Here is a 17105-nt window from a genome sequence, read left to right on the forward strand (position 1 = left end):
GCTCATCATGGCAAAACCTTATCTTTCGCTGGAACAGATCGACATGGTGTTCAGCCGTGGCGGTGCCACCACGCAGGTTCTCAATCAAGTATCGCTGACCGTCGAGAAAAACGAGTTCATATCGATCATCGGCCATTCCGGCTGCGGAAAGTCGACACTGCTCAATATTGTTGCGGGGCTTACACAGGCAACGCGCGGCGTTGTTTTTCTTGAAGGCAATGTGGTCGACAAGCCCGGACCGGACAGGGCCGTGGTCTTTCAAAACCATTCGCTTCTGCCATGGCTGACAACCTATGAGAATGTGAAGCTGGCGGTCGACAAAGTATTCTCGTCAACCAAGAGCCGCGCGGAGCGGCATGAATGGACTATGCGCAATCTTGAACTTGTGCAGATGGTCCACGCCAAGGACAAGCGCCCTTCGGAAATATCGGGCGGCATGAAGCAAAGAGTGGGCATTGCTCGTGCATTGGCCATGGAGCCGAAGGTGCTTTTGCTTGATGAGCCGTTCGGGGCGCTTGATGCGCTGACGCGTGCGCATCTTCAGGATCAGGTGATGCAGATTCATGCGGAACTCGCCAATACAGTTTTGATGATTACGCACGATGTCGATGAGGCAGTTCTCCTTTCAGACCGTATCGTGATGATGACCAACGGACCCTCGGCCAGGATCGGCGAAATTCTCGACGTGCCATTGGAGAGGCCACGTCGCCGCATCGAGCTGGCCTCGGATGCAACCTATATTCGCTGCCGCTCGGCAGTCATGAAATTCCTTTACGAACGTCACCGTCTTGTGGAGGCCGCATAAATGGCAGAGCAAAAACAAAAGCTGGTTGTTGTCGGCAATGGTATGGCTCCGGGCCGCGCGCTGGAGCATTTGCTGGAACTGGCGCCGGATGCCTATGAAATTGTTATCTTCAACGCCGAGCCACGGGTAAATTACGACCGCATCATGCTTTCTCCAGTCCTTTCGGGTGAAAAGGATTTTGAAGAAATCATCATCCATGGCGATGGCTGGTACATCAAGCACGGCATTACCCTCTATAAAGGCCACAAGGTTATCAATATTGACCGCGAGGCGAAGACGGTTACCTCCGATGCTGGCACGACGGAAAGCTATGACAAGCTTCTCATCGCCACCGGCTCGGTGCCTTTCATTCTGCCACTTCCGGGCAAAGACCTTCCGGGCGTTTTGACCTATCGTGATCTTGATGATGTCAACGCCATGCTGTTGGCCGCGCAGTCACGGGCAAAGGCAATCGTTATTGGCGGTGGTCTGCTTGGGCTGGAAGCGGCGGCGGGTCTTGCTTCACGCGGCATGGAAGTGACCGTGCTGCACGTCATGCCGACACTGATGGAGCGGCAGCTTGATCCGGCGGCAGGCTACCTGCTTGAAAAGGCTGTAGAGGCACGCGGCATTAAAGTCATCACCAAGGCCAATACCAAGGAAATTATCGGCGACGGCAAGGTTGAAGGCGTTTTATTGGCCGATGGCACCACATTGCCAGCCGATCTCGTTGTCATGGCAGTCGGCATCAGGCCGAACGGAAATTTGGCGAAGGATGCAGGATTGGAAATCAATCGCGGCATCGTCACAAATGCCGGCATGCGGACTTCGGATCCTGACATTTATTCCATAGGCGAATGCGCGGAAGTGGGCGGCCAATGTTACGGGCTTGTCGCGCCATTATATGAAATGGCACGCGTGGTTGCCGCGCAACTTGCAGGCGATACAAGCGCAGCCTTTGTTCACAGCGAGACGCCGACAAAATTGAAGGTGACAGGGATCAATCTGTTCTCGGTGGGTGATCTTGCAGAGGGTGACGACCGGCAGGAGATCGTGCTGCGCGACGCTGCCGCCGGTGTCTATAAGCGCCTTGTCCTGAAAGATGACCGCATCATCGGAACCGTGCTTTATGGTGAAACCTCCGATGGCGCATGGTTCCATGACCTCACCAAGAAACGCACCAACATTTCGGAGATGCGAGAAACCCTGATTTTTGGCCAGTCCTATCAGGGAGGGTCCCCGCTGGACCCTATGGCGGCCGTTGCAGCATTACCGGATGATGCGGAAATCTGCGGTTGCAACGGCATATGCAAGGGAAAAATCACCGGCGCGATCACATCCAAGGGCTTGAGTTCGCTTGATGATGTTCGCGCCCATACCAAGGCATCGGCCTCATGCGGCAGTTGCACGGGTCTTGTCGAGCAGCTGCTGACGTTGACGCTCGGCGATAAATACAATCCCTCAGCCGTGACACCCATGTGCGGTTGTACTGATCTAGGCCATGATGATGTGCGCCGCCTGATCAAGGCAAAGGGGTTGAAGTCGATCCCCGCGGTCATGCAGGAGCTTCAATGGAAGACATCCTGCGGCTGCGCCAAATGCCGCCCGGCATTGAACTATTATCTCGTTTCCGATTGGCCGGATGAATATGCCGACGACTATCAGTCGCGTTTCATCAATGAGCGCGTGCACGCCAATATCCAGAAAGACGGCACGTATTCGGTCGTTCCTCGCATGTGGGGCGGCATGACCAACTCATCGGAATTGCGCGCAATCGCCGATGTTGTCGACAAGTTCGAAATCCCTGCGGTCAAGGTCACAGGCGGCCAGCGCATCGACATGCTGGGCGTCAAGAAGGAAGACCTGCCCGCCGTTTGGGCCGATCTCGGCAAGGCCGGTTTTGTATCGGGCCAGGCCTACGCAAAGGGCCTGCGCACGGTCAAAACCTGCGTCGGGTCCGATTGGTGCCGCTTCGGTACGCAGGATTCAACGGGCCTCGGCATCCGCATTGAAAAGTTCATGTGGGGATCCTGGACTCCGGCAAAGCTGAAAATGGGCGTATCCGGCTGTCCGCGCAATTGTGCGGAGGCCACCTGCAAGGACATCGGAATTATCTGCGTGGATTCCGGCTATGAAATTCACTTCGCCGGTGCAGCGGGTCTGGATATCAAGGGAACGGAAGTGCTTGGTCTCGTCAGGACAGAAGACGAAGCGCTGGAGCACGTTGTTGCTCTGACGCAAATGTACCGCGAGCAGGCGCGCTATCTGGAACGTATATACAAATGGGCCAAACGCGTTGGTCTCGATGAAATACGCCAGCAGATCATGAATGACACGGACAAGCGCAAAGCGTTTTTCGAGAGGTTCGTTTTCAGTCAGAAATTCGCACAGGTCGATCCGTGGTCGGAACGTGTATCAGGCGTGGACAAGCACGAGTTCCGGCCGATGGCGACGATCGGCTATGCGCAGGCAGCGGAGTAAAGGCGATGAGTGATTGGATTGCGATAGGTTCGATACACGATATTCCACGTCGCGGCGCCCGCTGCGTCATGACTCCGCAGGGAAAGATCGCAGTCTTCCGCACGATGGAAGATCAGGTCTTTGCCATTGATGATCACTGCCCGCACAAGGGCGGCCCTCTGAGCCAGGGCATTGTTCATGGCGCATCGGTGACATGCCCTTTGCACAATTGGGTCATTTCGCTGGAAACAGGAAAGGCGCTTGGCGCCGATGAGGGCAGCGTCAGAACCATTCCGCTCAAGCTGGATGGGGACAGCATTCTGGCTCATCTGCAAATCACGGCTGTTGCGGCGGAATAATGCAGACAGCGACTGCAACAACTCGCACCACATGCCCCTATTGCGGGGTGGGGTGCGGCGTTCTCGCCACCAGGGAGGAGAGCGGAGCCATCGGCATCAAGGGTGACCCCTTGCACCCTGCCAATTTCGGGCGTCTTTGCTCGAAAGGTTCCGCTCTTGGCGAGACCGTTGATCTGGAAGGGCGGTTGCTCCAGCCCAAAATGTTTGGCGAAGAAGCGGGCTGGGATGAAGCATTGGGGCTGGTGGCGAGCCGCTTTTCCGATGCGGTTCGCCAGCATGGGCCGGACAGTGTTGCATTTTATGTTTCGGGCCAGTTCCTGACAGAGGATTACTACGTTGCCAACAAGCTGATGAAAGGCTTCATCGGCTCGGCCAATATTGATACGAATTCGCGCCTGTGCATGTCTTCTTCAGTTGCAGGTCATGTGCGCGCTTTCGGTTCAGACACAGTTCCCGGGACCTATGAGGATTTGGAGCTGGCCGATCTGGTCATCCTCACCGGCTCAAACCTCGCATGGTGCCATCCCGTTCTCTATCAGCGGTTGATTGCAGCCAAAACAGAACGACCGGAAATGAAGATCGTCGTTATTGATCCGCGCCGGACAGTGACCGCCGATATTGCTGATATGCACCTTGCCATCAGGCCCGATGGCGATGTTGCCCTGTTCCTTGGCCTGCTCGGTTTTCTGGCGGATTCGGCAAATCTGGATCATGATTATATTGAAAGGCACACATCCGGCTTTGCGATGGCTGTCGCTGCCGCGCGTCAATTAAGCATTGATGAGCTGACCCGAAAGACGGGTCTGGATGCGCAGCAATTGGAGGCTTTCTACACACTCTTCGTTGCCACGCAAAAAACAGTCACTTGCTATAGTCAGGGTGTAAACCAGTCTTCCTCGGGGACAGACAAGGTAAACGCCATTATCAACTGCCATCTGGCAACGGGCCGTATCGGCAAGCCGGGCATGGGGCCGTTTTCGCTGACAGGCCAGCCAAATGCCATGGGCGGGCGGGAAGTCGGCGGACTTGCCAATATGCTCGCTGCCCATATGTCCATCGCCAGCGATGAAGACAAAGACAGGGTGGCGCGGTTCTGGGGCGCGCCACGCATCGCTTCCAAACCCGGCTTGAAGGCGGTTGACCTGTTTCAGGCCGTTGCCGATGGCCGGATCAAAGCCATCTGGATCATGGCGACCAATCCCGTTGTCTCCATGCCCGATGCGGATTCAGTCAAAGCCGCGATCAAGGCCTGTCCATTTGTGGTCGTGTCTGATGTGACCCAAACCGATACAAGCCGCCATGCGCATGTGTTCCTGCCCTCGCTCGGGTGGGGCGAGAAAAACGGAACTGTCACCAATTCCGAACGCAGAATTTCACGGCAAAGGTCATTCCTGCCCATTCCCGGCCAAGCGAGGGCGGATTGGTGGCAATTGACCGAAGTGGGCCGGAGAATGGGTTTCGAGGCCGCTTTCCCATATAATTCGCCCGATCAGATATTTGCAGAACACGCCGCTCTTTCTGCTTTTGAGAATGACGGCACGCGCGATTTTGACATTGGCGCCTTTGCGCAAATTGACGGGCAAGCCTACGACGCGCTTTCTCCCGTGCAGTGGCCACAGCCACAATCAGGGCCAGGTGGGACAGAGAGGTTCTTTGGCAATGGCGGTTTCTTCCATGCCGACCGGAAGGCGCGTTTCATCGCAGTAGAGGCTGGAAATGTGGAACGGCCAGCTAGCGCCTTTCCGCTGGTCCTCAATACGGGCCGTATCCGCGATCAATGGCATACAATGACAAGAACCGGCAAAAGCGCTCGCCTTGCAGCGCATATTGCCGAGCCCTTTGCGGAAATTCATCCCTTTGATGCAAAGGCGATCGGAGTTGAAAGCGCCGATCTGGTGGAGCTGGAAAGCCCCTATGGCAAGGTTATCGTCAGAGCATCGGTGACGGATCGGCAGGCGAAGGGCAATATCTTTGTTCCCATGCACTGGAATGACAATTTCGCCGCAAAAGCCCGTATTGATAGCCTGGTCGCTCCTCTCGTGGACCCGGTTTCGGGGCAACCCGCCTTGAAAAGCGCAGCAATTGCCGCGAGAAAATTTGCCGTTGCTAATTATGGTTTTGCTGTCTCCATCGCCAAGCCGGAAAGCATCGACCTGCCTTATTGGGCGATGGCAAAGGCGCAAGGTGGCTGGCGCGTTGAATTTGCCGGAAACGATGTTGCTGACTGGACCGAGTGGGCGCGGGCGAAGTTCGGCATTCCGGCAGGAATAGAACCATTGGGCTATCATGACGGGCAATCGGGCGATTATCGGCTGGCGTTTTTTGACGAGGGCAAATTGTTGGCGGCCTTGTTCATCGCCCGTAAACCCGTAGCAGTTGCGCGCAGTTGGATGATTGAGCAGCTCTCCTGCCATCATGTCGATCTATCAAAGCGTTTTTCCATCATAGCAGGCCGTCCTGGAGACAGAAGCGCGGATCGGGGTGCTATTGTCTGCTCCTGCTTCAGTGTTGGCCTGAACCAGATTGTTGCAGCTGTTCGCAGCGGCTGCGGCAGTGTCGAAGCTGTGGGAGCGACCACGAATGCGGGAACAAATTGCGGTTCCTGCCGCGCTGAAATCAGAGGGATCATCGATGGATGCAACGTTGTCGCCGCTGAATAAGCGGCAGGGAAAACAAATGAATGCGCGGGTTGCCGATTTGGCGAAACTGCCGGTTTTCTGGGATTTGAAAGGAAAGCGTGTCGTTATTGCCGGTGGGTCGGACGCAGCGGCATGGAAGGCCGAGCTTCTGGCGGCATGTGGCGCAATTGTGCATATTTATGCGGAAGAGCTATCAGGCATCTTCTCCAGTTTGGTTGATGTATCCCAGGCTTCGCAGCGCCGCCGCTATATCCACCATGCAAGGCCTTATACAGCCGCCGATATGAAAGGTGCCTCGCTCGCAATTGGCGATTTTGAAAGCGAGGCCGATGCGGATATTTTCTTTAACGCGGGTGTTGCTGTGGGCACCCCTGTCAACGTGATCGATAAGCCGGCTTTCTGCCAGTTTCAATTCGGTTCGATCGTCAATCGCTCACCCGTGATCGTGTCTATATCCACCGACGGCGCTGCACCCGTTCTGGCTCAGGCAATACGGCGCAGGATCGAGGCGATATTACCCGCTTCGTTGCAGCTTTGGGGACAAATGGCGCAAGGTCTTCGCAGCAAAGTAAATCCCCGGCTGGAATCGGGGCAAGCGAGGCGACGTTTCTGGGAGGGTTTCGTCGACCGTGTTTTCACCGGGGCACCGAATAGCACCGCGCTGGCTGAGCTGCTTGCTGATGCAGCAAAGGGTGACAGCCGCGCAGCGCGCGTCGGCAAGATTACATTTGTTGCTGCTGGGCCTGGAGACCCCGAACTGCTGACGCTGAAAGCGATTCGTGCATTGCAGGCAGCCGATATCGTTCTTTTCGGATCGCAGGTATCAAACGAAATCCTCGAATTCTCAAGACGGGAGGCGCGTCGGATACAAGTTGACCGGTTTGCAGACCAAACGGTCGATAGTATTGCAGCGTTTCTGGATGAGGGAAAAAATATTGTCCGCGTTGATTTGAGCGGCCCTCTGGAAGGCCGCCGGTTTCGCGAGGAAATTACCCGGCTCAAAGCAAGCGGCGCGCGCGTAAGCACGGTTCCTGGCGTAACGGAAAGTGCCGAAGTGCTGCACTATGCGCTTACCGCTGTTCCCTTTGGGGGATACGCCAATGCAGGGCATGGCGAACAGTTTGGGAGCGCAAGATAAGTATGGATCAGTTTGCTCCGTTTCTGCTAAGCATGATCATATGCCTTACCTTACCGGGTGTTCAGGGCATCTTTAACACTGGAACGAATGCGGCATTGCTCACCACTGTTCAAACGACAGTGGCAACCGCTCTGGCCATATCAAGCATTGGCCTGGCTTTGAGCAGCCTCGCTCCGGCGCATGCAAGCATTGTCATATTGCTTGGCATTTTGTCAGCGCCGGTCGCAAGTCAGTATGCGCATAAGCCTTTATTCAGGCTTATGGCATCTTGTTTCATGTTTCTTTTATATCTGCGCCTGGGAGTTCCGCAGGCAGGATTTTAGAGCGTGGCCATATCGATGACGAAACGGTAGCGCACGTCGCTCTTCAGAACCCGCTCATAGGCTTCGTTGATGTCCTTGATGTCGATGGTTTCGATCTCGGCAACAATATTGTGCTTGCCGCAGAAATCCAACATTTCCTGGGTTTCCTTGATCGAGCCAATCATGGAGCCGGCAAGGGTTTTGCGCCCGCCAATCAGGGAGAAGGCATGCACGGGAACCGCATGTTCCGGAACGCCCACCAGCACCATTGTGCCATCAAGCTTCAGCAGCGTGAGATAAGCATTCCAGTCAATCGTGGTGCCGACAGTGCAAATGATCAAATCGAACGTGCCTGCCAGACTTGTAAACGTCTCAGCATCGCTGGTTGCATAATAGTGGCTGGCGCCAAGCTTCAACCCGTCTTCTTTTTTCGACAGGGTTTGGCTTAGGACTGTGACCTCGGCACCCATGGCATGTGCGATCTTGACGCCCATATGGCCAAGCCCGCCCATGCCGACAATCGCGACTTTTTTGCCGGGGCCAGCTTTCCAATGATGAAGCGGCGAGTAAAGGGTGATACCCGCGCAGAGCAAGGGCGCAGCTGCATCCAATGGCAGGTTCTCGGGGAAGGAAAGAACATAGCCTTCCTTTACAACGATCGAGTCCGAATAGCCGCCATAAGTCGGGGTGGTACCGTCTGCTTCGTAATCATTATAGGTCTGGACGAGACCGGGCATATACTGCTCGAGATCGACGTTCCGTTCGGCGCATTTCGTGCAGGAATTGACAAAACAACCAACACCGACGCGATCACCAGTCTTGAATTTTGTCACTTTGGAGCCGACCGAAGTTACAATACCTGCCACCTCGTGGCCGGGAACCATGGGGAATATGCCATTACCCCATTCGCTGCGAGCCTGATGGATATCGGAATGGCAAACGCCACAATATTTTACCGATATGACAACATCGTCTTCGTTTGGCTCACGGCGTTCAAAGGTGAAGGGTGTAAGAGGTTGTGACGCATCCGTCGCAGCGTAGCCTTTTGCAATAGCCATGGGTATTTCCTTTTTGGGGATGTAGAGCGCTACTATGCAGCCCATCGGAATTGGAGCGGTAGAGCAATCCTGCAAGCTTATTGCACAATCCTGCAAAAGTGATGGGGCGGCATGATGCGGAGCCGCTCAAGCGTGGTATAAGTTCTGTCTCTTGGCAATCCGGAACCCAACACTATATGACACTACCATTCTCTCCCTATCAGGAAATTGCTGCGATCATTGATCGTTTTACCGGCGCGGACGGTAATTTTTCGACAGCGATCAGCAATCTCAGTTTTTATCGACACAGTGCCCCGACGATGCCCCACCATAGTGCTTATCGACCCGGCTTCGCCATTGTCGTGCAGGGCGCAAAAAGCTTGACCGTAGGGCAGGAGATTTATCGCTATGGCGCGGGTCAATATCTTTTGACCTCGCTAGACCTGCCGGTTGAATCACATGTGACAGAGGCCACCCCGGAAGCGCCTTATCTGTGCCTCACCTACACGATTGACAGCGCCCGTTTGAGCGACATGATTGCTCGTGTCAGTATTCCGCGTCAGGCGACAGCAGAGGGCATAAGGGGCTGGGCCGTGAATATTGCATCACCGGAAATCCTTGATGCGTCAGTGCGGCTGCTGCGGCTTCTCGACAGGCCCGACGATATTGAAGCCGTCGCCCCGTTGATAGAACAGGAAATTCTCTACCGCCTTCTTTCTGGCCCCGACGGGCCGCGACTGCTCCAGATTGCAATGTCCGAAAGTCAAAGCAACAAGGTTGTCCGCGCTATTTCATGGATAAGGGACAATTTTGCCGAAGCATTACGGATTGAGGATCTGGCGGGACGTGTCAATATGAGCGTTTCTTCGCTGCATCACAATTTCAAGGCTGTCACTGCAATGACGCCTTTGCAGTATCAAAAGCAGCTTCGTTTGCATGAGGCGCGTCGGCTTATTTTGGTGGATCGGCTGGATGTCGGCATGGCTGGACACAAGGTCGGCTATGACAGCCCGTCTCAATTCAGCCGCGAATATAGCCGTCTCTATGGCTCGCCTCCATTGCGCGATGCCGAGCGGATAAGGGGCGCTACCGGCGACAGCAAATCATTGCCTTGATCGCTGACGGAAGCGCCCCTCATTCTTTTAGTTGGATTTGGCGGGAACTCTGCGGAGCACGTCGTCATAAGGTGCAAGGTCGAGAAAGGCGGTTACTTCGACGGCCTTTCCATCCCGCATATGGAATATCCAGGCATAGCTATTGCTGTAAGGAACGCCATCTCCCGCCACGGCAACACCTTCCCAATTGATTATCACGTGGTCTCCATCGGCCCATATCTTTTTGCTGACCGGTGTGACCGGTTTGGACAGGCGGGATACGAATGGGCGAACTGCCTGCTCAAGGAATGTTTCGCGCCCCCGAAACAGGCCAGCGCTTGGCCCGGACCCTTCGATCCTCCAATTGACTTCCGGTGACAACACATCGGTAAAGAAGCTTTGTCCACCGGCAGCCCAGGCATCGAATGCCTCGGTTACGATCTGCTTGTTGCGCGAGGTGACATCCTGAGACGCTTGCGCCTGCGTGGTGGGCAGAAGGGGGAGCGTCAGCAAAGCCACTGGCAATGCAGCGCTGCGGATCAGGGATAATATTGATTGCATCATTTTACTCCTTCAGATCTGTCATTAAGCGGGTTTCAAAAGACAATCAGTGGGGGCTGGCTGTCGGGCGGATAATGATTTCGCTCACATCCACCTCTGCTGGCTGGCTGATGGCATAGAGAATGGAGTTCGCGATGGCTTCCGGACTGATCGTGACGGCGCGAAAGCCTTTCATCGCGTCACGGGCAATAGGGTCACTGATTGTGTCCGCAAGTTCCGATGTTGTTGTGCCCGGTGAAATGACGGTAACCCGAATTTTATCGTTCTCTTGCCGCAAGCCATCGGAAATGGCGCGCACAGCAAATTTTGTAGCGCAGTAAACGGCGGCCGTCGGCGACACGGTGTGGCCGCCAATCGAAGAGACGTTGATGATCTGGCCGCTTTCCTGCTGCTTCATGATAGGAAGCGCTGCCGCAATGCCGTAAAGTACGCCTTTAATATTGACGTCAACCATCCGGTCCCATTCGTCGACCAAGAGAGCATCCATTGGTGATAAGGGCATGACACCGGCATTATTGATGATCACGTCGAGACGACCGAATTCCGAGGCGGCAAAATTTACAAAACTGCTGACGTCCTCCCTGTCGGTGACATCCAGTTTTTTCGCCAGAACCGAACCGCCATCAAGCGCGATCTCTTCAGCCAATCTGTCGAGCCGGTCGGCACGCCGCGCACCGATGACAATATGCGCGCCAGCCTTGGCAAGAACCCGGGCCGTTGCTTCGCCAATACCGCTACTCGCACCGGTAATGGCAACGACTTTTCCTTGAATATCAAGCATTTCAAACTCCATGGTTTCTTGAGATTATTGGATATTATTTGCGGCGCAGGATCATCCCGCCGTGGTGAAGCGTGTTTTCGTCCACGAAATCGCCATCGGCGGTAAAGCCTGTGTCGTCCCAATATTCGATATGATTGCCGGTCACTTCGTAACGGCCCTGATAGGCACTTTCGCGATTGCCGCGTGCCTCGTCATAGCGGTTATTGGGAAGCAGTTCATGGCGGACCCGGCCATCCTCGGTGACCCACATGCCAACATATGCGTGTTGCAACATTTGAACCTCTTTTGTTTTGCTATTTTCTGTGTCGACGGACTTTTGCATCTTTTCCGATGCCCCACTGAAAGAACCAGACATCGATGCAAGAAGAGCAATCATGACGCCTGCTGCTATTTTGGAGCTGTGCATTGGCATGAGTTATTTCCTTTCGAGCCGGTGTGAATTCTATCTGCAGGACGAAAATACGTGGTCGTATTAGGATTATAAAGTTGCCAATAGCGGATGAGTTGGTTAGTAATGCTTACTAATGATGGATGATCTTGAAGGTATCCCGGTATTTCTGGCGGTTGCTGAAGCGAAGAATTTTCGCATCGCAAGCGAGCGGCTCGGCGTTACGCGCTCTGCGGTCAGTCAGGCGCTTCAACGTCTCGAGGATCGTGTCGGCGTGGCGCTGGTACAACGAACGACCCGGAGCGTAAGGCTGACGGAAGCCGGCGAATTATTCTATGACGCAGTGCAGCCGTCTGTTTCGCAAGTCCGACAGGCCGTTGAGGCCGCGCGCGAGATTCAGGGCAAGCCCAGCGGGCTGCTGAGGATTGCTGTTTCGTCAATCGCAGAGAGCTTCCTGTCTGGCCCGCTGCTTGCGGGATTCATAGAGCGCTATCCTGACGTGACGCTCGACATCACTGTTACCGATGAAGAGTTTGATATTGTCAGCACCGGATTTGATGCCGCCGTGCGGCTTGGTGAAGTCATCGAACAGGATATGATCGCTGTTCCAGTATCATCGCAGCAAAGGCAATGTGCTTTCGCCTCTCCGGAATATCTGGAAAAAAACGGCAGTCCCTCGCATCCAAGCGAATTGCCGGATCATATTTGTATCGGCTGGCGACCCCGCCCGGACAGTGCGCCCTATCGCTGGGAGTTTACAGAAAATGGCCGCGACTTTGATGTCGCCGTCAATCCCGAAGTGACCACCAACGACATGCAGTTTATGATACGCATGGCCTGCGCCGGTGCCGGGATTACCTTTGGCATGGTCGATACATTTCAACCATGGGTTTCACGCGGCGAACTTGTGCCGCTTTTGGGAGCTTTCGGACCACCGTTCAACGGCTTTTATCTCTATTATCCAAGACGTCACAGGCAGCCCATCAAATTAAGGGCGCTGGTGGATCATATACGTGCCGCACGTCATGGCTGATCAGATGCGATGCCCATCCTTGTCGAAAAGATGAATCGGAGCGCTGGACAGCGAGAGGTCAATATCCATGCCTGAGGCAAGATCATGCTGTCCGGGGATAACGACCAGGAATTTTTGCCCCGCGACTTCCGTGTGAAGCACCGTTTCGGAGCCAAGCGCTTCAACGAGCTTGATCTTGGCTTGAATGCTCTTGTCACCTGAACCGAGCGTGACATGCTGCGGACGAATGCCCAGGGTGATCCGTGCGCCCTGCTCGAGACTTGTCTCGCGAGCAGGAATCGCAAGCTGATAGCCATCGGCCAGCGCGACCACCAGATTTCCCGATTGGACGGAACTGACAGTTCCTTCCAGAAAGTTCATATGGGGAGCGCCGATGAAGCCCGCTACAAACCGGTTTGCCGGCGTATTGTAGAGTTCAAGCGGTGTGCCAACCTGTTCGATTTTTCCGGCGCGTAGTACGACGATCCGGTCAGCGAGGGTCATCGCCTCCACCTGATCGTGGGTTACGTAAATCATGGTGGATGAAAGGCGGGCATGAAGTGCGGCCAGCTCGGCCCGGGTGGAAACCCGCAGCTCAGCATCCAGATTTGACAAGGGTTCATCCAGCAGAAAGGCGACGGGGCGGCGCACGATAGCCCGGCCGATTGCAACTCTCTGTCGCTGGCCGCCGGAAAGCTGACCGGGCCGCCGGGCCAAATAGGGCTCGATCTCAAGCATGCGGGCGGCTTCCGTTATCCGCTCCTCAATCTCGGCTTTGGGCATCTTGGAGTTCTCAAGGCCAAAGGCAAGATTTTGGCGCACACTCATATGCGGGTAGAGTGCGTAGGACTGGAATACCATGGCGAGGCCGCGATCAGCAGCCGTCACATCGTTGACCGGTTTCCCGTCAATGGCAATCTCGCCGCTGGTGATTTTCTCCAACCCGGCAATGGCGCGCAGCAAGGTAGATTTTCCGCAACCCGACGGGCCGACGAAAACAACAAGTTCACCATCGTTTATGTCGAGGTTGATGCCATGCAGGACATCGATATTTCCGAAGGATTTTTTGACATTGGAGAGTGTGATCTGGCCCATATGAGTTTCCTTATTTTAGGCCCGTGCCGGCGATGCCAGTGGTGATGAAACGCTGCAGGAAGATGAACACAAGCACCACCGGGATCATGGTGACGACGGTCATCGCCAGGATGAAGTGCCATTGCACATTAAGTTCGCCAGAATAGATGCTCAGGCCAACTTGCAGTGTGTAAAGCTCTTTGCGCGATAGAACGATCAGTGGCCAGAGGAAGTCATTCCACCGCCAGACGACCGAGAAGATTGCAAGCACTGCAAGCGCAGGCGCAGTCAGTGGCAGGACGATGCGCCAGTAGATCTGCCACTCGGACGCCTTGTCCATCCGCGCCGCATCGATAAGCTCATCGGGAATGGTCAACATGTACTGGCGCAGTATGAAAACGCCGGTGGGCGTTGCGACTGTCGGTAAAATCACGCCCCAGAGATTGTTGAACAGACCGAGCGCCGAGATAATTGAATAGAGCGGCACCATGATGACCGAAAGCGGGACCATGAGCGTGGCAAGAATGATCAGCATCGCCACCGAGCGGCCTCGAAACTCGTATTTCGACAGGGCGAAGGCCGCCATTGAATTGACGATGAGTGTAATCAGCGTTGCCATGACTGTGACGAACACCGAATTCCACAGATAGCGGAAGAAGTCGAAATGCACGAATGGTCCGGTGTAATTCTCCGTGGCGAAGGACAATTCCTGTACAGGTTTGCGGCTATTGATATTGACCCGAATAGTTTCGTCAGGCTTGGCGGGATCAACCATCTGGCTGAACAGCCCAATGCGGCGCACTTCGGCAAGCTTCTTCGTCGTGCCATCTGGCAGCGTCACATCATAGAGAGTCAAAGGCTTGTCATGCCCCTCAACACTGACCTGCTGGCTGGTATAGGGCAGGATTGATGGAGGGAATTCCGCCAGTGCCGCCGGTGTCTTGAAAGAAGAGAACATCAGCCACAAGGCGGGGCCGAACATGATGAACAGTCCGCCTATGAGCCAAACCCAAGTGACGATATCGGTCCAATGCCAACCCTTGCCGCCTCGGCGACGCAGAATGAAAGCTGCGGCTCTTCCCATCAGCGTTTCCCCTTCTTTTCGCCGCGACGGCCAAGGCCAAGCTGCACCAATGTGAGCACGACAAGGACGAGGCCCATGAGTATGGATGCTGCGGCTGCAAGCCCGGGATTGCGTGGCTGCGATACAAAGCCCGTTTCATAAATATACTGGGTGATGAACAAGGTGCTCGTTCCCGGGCCACCGCCGGTGAGTATGTACACCTCGTCAAAGACCTGCACGGAGCGGATCAGCGCGAGCACAATAACGACGACGAGATTGGGCATAAGAAGCGGCAGGGTGATACGCCAGAAGACTCTCGCCGGTTTAGTGCCGTCCATATCTGCGGCTTCATAAAGATCTTTCGGGATTGCCTGCAGGCCAGCCAACAGGATCAAGGCGTAAAAGCCCATATGCGCCCAAAGCGAAACCCCAACCGCGGCGGCGAAGGACCAGGTGCGGTCTGTCAGCCAGGTATAGGGATCAACGCCAAACGGATAGAGAATGAAATTCAAAAGACCTTGCCGCTGAAGAATCCATCGCCAGATGAGCCCGACAACCACGGGCGAGAGCAAAACCGGAAAGAAGAATACCGCGCGCCAGAAAGAACGGGCTGCGAGGTTGCGGTTCAAGATCAGCGCAGTCACCAATGCTGCGCCGATCATCAGGGTTACCTGCAAAACCACAAACCAGAATGTATTGCTGACGGCAGTCCAGAATGCATCTTCCTGACAGGTGAGAGGGTCAAGATAATTGCTGCAGTCGAAAAGACGCTGATATTGATCTGCGCCGACATAAGAGCGCTCCGGCAGAAACAGCGCGGAGCCGCCAGTCGTTGAATAGACGAAGTTGATGAACAGCGGCAACAGCACGAAAATGCCGAAAATCAGCATATTCGGCGCAAGGAAAAAGATTGCCATGCCGCTGAGACCGGTCATCCTCTGCAATGCACGCAAAGGGCGGTCGATCAGGCCCATGACAAGCCGGACCGGGGCAAGCGCAATAGCGCCCAAGTGCTGGACTGCCGATGGTTTTGATGCAGTTTCAAGCGGCGCCGTCATTGCGCATCTCCCGTGCCGAGGTGTCAGGATTATGCGGCTTGTCTTCCATTATGAAGGGGAGAACAAGCCGCATTGCCAGTTCTGTCAAAGGCCGGAGTCCTTGACCTTGGTCGCAACGTCAGAATCGATACGAGTGAAGGCGTCGTCGAGCGGCAGCTCGCCGGCAATCACCTGAGCCACGCGGGTGACCAAGGCACCATAAACCGTGTCAGCCCAACGCCAGCCGGGCATTTTCTGAGCGGCGGGCGCAGTCGTCTTGCTGGCTTTGACGAATACATCAAGCGCTGCTTTGACCTGTGGGTCCTCGGTCTTGAAGTTGAGATCGCCCTTGTCGAGAATTCCCTTATGGGCCGGGATGAAAAGCGTTCGCTCTGAAAATTCTTTGACGACTGCTTCGCTTGCCAGATAGTCCATGACCTTGGCAACGTCTTTCGGGTTCTTTGTATATTTTACCGCAACCAGACCTGCCCCTCCAGGCATGCCGGTGCAAGCAGCCGGGCCACAAGGGCTGCCGGTTGCAACCCAATCAAAGCCATTGCCGATTTTGGTCGCGAAATTAGGGATCTGCCATGAACCGGAATAGTAATAGGCAAGCTGCGCGTTGATAAAGTCGTCGGCGGCAGCGCGGTAGGTTTGGCCAGCAGCGGAAACCCACACATCCTTGCTCATGACCCCGTCATTCGTCCATCCGACAAATTTGGTGATGAAGTCCTTTGCGCCTTTATCCAGCGGCGCGGGTTTGCCATCAGCTCCGATGTAATTTGCACCGAAAGCAATATTGGGCGCCGTGATGCGATGGCCGGAACGGTCCAATGCCATGGCAAAAGGAATTTGCTGACTGTCGGCGACCTTCTTTGAAGCAGTTGCCCAGTCGTCCCATGTTGCATCAGGGCCGGGCAGGGGAACGCCTGCCTGTTCGAACAGGGTCTTGTTGGCAAAGCCACCGGTCAAAGTGACCTGCGTCATGAAACCCGAAATCTGGTTGGAGCCATCAGGCCGCATCCAGTCGGCCTGAGCGCCGAAATTGGCGTCCCAATAGGCTGCGTCCGATATAAGGGGGCGCAGATCCAGCCAATGCCGGCTGAGGTCTTTCAGCGCCGTTACACGCGCAATATCCGGACCATGACCTGCTTCGAGTTGAACCGGCAATTGTTCCTTGATGACACCAAAGGCAACATTGTCGATCGTCACTTTGATATCCGGGTTTTGGTCCATGAAGCGCTTCATGAGGTCAGCCAAGACCTCACCTTCAACACCATCGGAATACCACATGATACGTACATCGCCAGCATAGGCCGTCGACGTCAGAAGCGCGAGCGTAGCGCCCGCCAGAAGCGATCTCAATTTCATGCCTG

Annotated in this window: 15 protein-coding genes; 7 read left to right on the forward strand and 8 right to left on the reverse strand. The window is 55.1% G+C overall.

The features are described from left to right. Positions 1 to 7: 7 nt before the first annotated feature. The 5 genes from AC6CHM_RS19230 to AC6CHM_RS19250 are packed head-to-tail and all read left to right on the forward strand — an operon-like array spanning position 8 to position 7380. On the forward strand, positions 8 to 805 hold the full coding sequence (locus tag AC6CHM_RS19230; protein WP_115053785.1) for an ABC transporter ATP-binding protein: 798 nt from the start codon (positions 8 to 10) through the stop codon (positions 803 to 805). Continuing rightward, positions 806 to 3265: a nitrite reductase large subunit NirB gene (gene nirB / locus AC6CHM_RS19235; protein WP_498174134.1), complete on the forward strand. Its 2460-nt coding sequence runs from the start codon at positions 806 to 808 to the stop codon at positions 3263 to 3265. It abuts the gene before it with no gap. A 5-nt stretch (positions 3266 to 3270) separates the two neighbouring features. Then, positions 3271 to 3603 carry a nitrite reductase small subunit NirD gene (gene nirD / locus AC6CHM_RS19240; RefSeq protein ID WP_115053787.1) on the forward strand — a complete coding sequence of 111 codons (333 nt, stop codon included), beginning with the start codon at positions 3271 to 3273 and terminating at the stop codon, positions 3601 to 3603. Then, a complete protein-coding gene (locus AC6CHM_RS19245) occupies positions 3603 to 6263 on the forward strand; it encodes a nitrate reductase (RefSeq protein WP_498174137.1) in 2661 nt (886 codons plus the stop codon). The genes nirD and AC6CHM_RS19245 overlap by 1 nt, the downstream gene beginning before the upstream one ends. 16 nt (positions 6264 to 6279) lie before the next feature. Beyond that, entirely contained in the window at positions 6280 to 7380 is a 1101-nt protein-coding gene (locus tag AC6CHM_RS19250; protein ID WP_498174139.1) for an SAM-dependent methyltransferase, read from the forward strand. Positions 7381 to 7699: 319 nt separating this feature from the next. On the opposite strand, the gene AC6CHM_RS19255 is transcribed toward AC6CHM_RS19250, so the two are convergent. Beyond that, positions 7700 to 8740 carry an alcohol dehydrogenase catalytic domain-containing protein gene (locus AC6CHM_RS19255; RefSeq protein WP_115053790.1) on the reverse strand — a complete coding sequence of 347 codons (1041 nt, stop codon included), beginning with the start codon at positions 8738 to 8740 and terminating at the stop codon, positions 7700 to 7702. 176 nt (positions 8741 to 8916) lie between these two features. Here AC6CHM_RS19255 and AC6CHM_RS19260 point away from each other — a divergent pair, with 176 nt between their 5' ends. Continuing rightward, positions 8917 to 9834 (forward strand): AraC family transcriptional regulator, encoded by a 918-nt coding sequence (locus AC6CHM_RS19260; RefSeq protein ID WP_498174141.1) that lies wholly within the window; start codon positions 8917 to 8919, stop codon positions 9832 to 9834. A 27-nt stretch (positions 9835 to 9861) separates the two neighbouring features. Here AC6CHM_RS19260 and AC6CHM_RS19265 read toward each other — a convergent pair whose 3' ends face one another. Genes AC6CHM_RS19265 through AC6CHM_RS19275 form a run of 3 tightly spaced genes read right to left on the reverse strand, consistent with a single transcriptional unit; the run spans position 9862 to position 11567 of the window. After that, positions 9862 to 10377: a nuclear transport factor 2 family protein gene (locus AC6CHM_RS19265; protein WP_115053792.1), complete on the reverse strand. Its 516-nt coding sequence runs from the start codon at positions 10375 to 10377 to the stop codon at positions 9862 to 9864. A gap of 43 nt (positions 10378 to 10420) precedes the next feature. Beyond that, positions 10421 to 11155 carry an SDR family oxidoreductase gene (locus tag AC6CHM_RS19270; protein WP_498174144.1) on the reverse strand — a complete coding sequence of 245 codons (735 nt, stop codon included), beginning with the start codon at positions 11153 to 11155 and terminating at the stop codon, positions 10421 to 10423. Between the two features lie 34 nt (positions 11156 to 11189). Then, positions 11190 to 11567 carry an Atu4866 domain-containing protein gene (locus AC6CHM_RS19275; protein ID WP_498174146.1) on the reverse strand — a complete coding sequence of 126 codons (378 nt, stop codon included), beginning with the start codon at positions 11565 to 11567 and terminating at the stop codon, positions 11190 to 11192. A 112-nt stretch (positions 11568 to 11679) separates the two neighbouring features. Between AC6CHM_RS19275 and AC6CHM_RS19280 the strand changes: the two genes are divergently transcribed. Then, a complete protein-coding gene (locus AC6CHM_RS19280) occupies positions 11680 to 12576 on the forward strand; it encodes a LysR substrate-binding domain-containing protein (protein ID WP_337354859.1) in 897 nt (298 codons plus the stop codon). Here the strand turns inward: AC6CHM_RS19280 and AC6CHM_RS19285 are convergent, their stop codons facing one another. From AC6CHM_RS19285 to AC6CHM_RS19300, 4 genes are all read right to left on the reverse strand, one after another. Continuing rightward, positions 12577 to 13650, reverse strand: a complete 1074-nt coding sequence (locus AC6CHM_RS19285) for an ABC transporter ATP-binding protein (RefSeq protein ID WP_498174148.1) — start codon at positions 13648 to 13650, stop codon at positions 12577 to 12579. A 10-nt stretch (positions 13651 to 13660) separates the two neighbouring features. After that, positions 13661 to 14713 carry a carbohydrate ABC transporter permease gene (locus AC6CHM_RS19290; protein ID WP_115053796.1) on the reverse strand — a complete coding sequence of 351 codons (1053 nt, stop codon included), beginning with the start codon at positions 14711 to 14713 and terminating at the stop codon, positions 13661 to 13663. Beyond that, the gene (locus AC6CHM_RS19295; RefSeq protein ID WP_115053797.1) at positions 14713 to 15750 is read right to left on the reverse strand and encodes a carbohydrate ABC transporter permease; all 1038 of its coding nucleotides are present in this window, start codon (positions 15748 to 15750) and stop codon (positions 14713 to 14715) included. Before AC6CHM_RS19295 ends, AC6CHM_RS19290 begins: the two co-directional genes overlap by 1 nt. Before the next feature lie 84 nt (positions 15751 to 15834). Continuing rightward, positions 15835 to 17100 carry an ABC transporter substrate-binding protein gene (locus tag AC6CHM_RS19300; RefSeq protein ID WP_498174151.1) on the reverse strand — a complete coding sequence of 422 codons (1266 nt, stop codon included), beginning with the start codon at positions 17098 to 17100 and terminating at the stop codon, positions 15835 to 15837. Positions 17101 to 17105: the final 5 nt, after the last annotated feature.

The organism is Phyllobacterium sp. GQ127, assembly GCF_059758635.1.

What these genes read in the sequence shown, in the direction of transcription:
- AC6CHM_RS19230 (WP_115053785.1), top strand. Translation starts at nt 8, where the DNA reads ATGGCAAAACCTTATCTTTCGCTGGAACAGATCGACATGGTGTTCAGC.
- nirB (WP_498174134.1), top strand. Translation starts at nt 806, where the DNA reads ATGGCAGAGCAAAAACAAAAGCTGGTTGTTGTCGGCAATGGTATGGCT.
- nirD (WP_115053787.1), top strand. Translation starts at nt 3,271, where the DNA reads ATGAGTGATTGGATTGCGATAGGTTCGATACACGATATTCCACGTCGC.
- AC6CHM_RS19245 (WP_498174137.1), top strand. Translation starts at nt 3,603, where the DNA reads ATGCAGACAGCGACTGCAACAACTCGCACCACATGCCCCTATTGCGGG.
- AC6CHM_RS19250 (WP_498174139.1), top strand. Translation starts at nt 6,280, where the DNA reads ATGAATGCGCGGGTTGCCGATTTGGCGAAACTGCCGGTTTTCTGGGAT.
- AC6CHM_RS19255 (WP_115053790.1), bottom strand. Translation starts at nt 8,740, where the DNA reads ATGGCTATTGCAAAAGGCTACGCTGCGACGGATGCGTCACAACCTCTT.
- AC6CHM_RS19260 (WP_498174141.1), top strand. Translation starts at nt 8,917, where the DNA reads ATGACACTACCATTCTCTCCCTATCAGGAAATTGCTGCGATCATTGAT.
- AC6CHM_RS19265 (WP_115053792.1), bottom strand. Translation starts at nt 10,377, where the DNA reads ATGATGCAATCAATATTATCCCTGATCCGCAGCGCTGCATTGCCAGTG.
- AC6CHM_RS19270 (WP_498174144.1), bottom strand. Translation starts at nt 11,155, where the DNA reads ATGCTTGATATTCAAGGAAAAGTCGTTGCCATTACCGGTGCGAGTAGC.
- AC6CHM_RS19275 (WP_498174146.1), bottom strand. Translation starts at nt 11,567, where the DNA reads ATGCCAATGCACAGCTCCAAAATAGCAGCAGGCGTCATGATTGCTCTT.
- AC6CHM_RS19280 (WP_337354859.1), top strand. Translation starts at nt 11,680, where the DNA reads ATGATGGATGATCTTGAAGGTATCCCGGTATTTCTGGCGGTTGCTGAA.
- AC6CHM_RS19285 (WP_498174148.1), bottom strand. Translation starts at nt 13,650, where the DNA reads ATGGGCCAGATCACACTCTCCAATGTCAAAAAATCCTTCGGAAATATC.
- AC6CHM_RS19290 (WP_115053796.1), bottom strand. Translation starts at nt 14,713, where the DNA reads ATGGGAAGAGCCGCAGCTTTCATTCTGCGTCGCCGAGGCGGCAAGGGT.
- AC6CHM_RS19295 (WP_115053797.1), bottom strand. Translation starts at nt 15,750, where the DNA reads ATGACGGCGCCGCTTGAAACTGCATCAAAACCATCGGCAGTCCAGCAC.
- AC6CHM_RS19300 (WP_498174151.1), bottom strand. Translation starts at nt 17,100, where the DNA reads ATGAAATTGAGATCGCTTCTGGCGGGCGCTACGCTCGCGCTTCTGACG.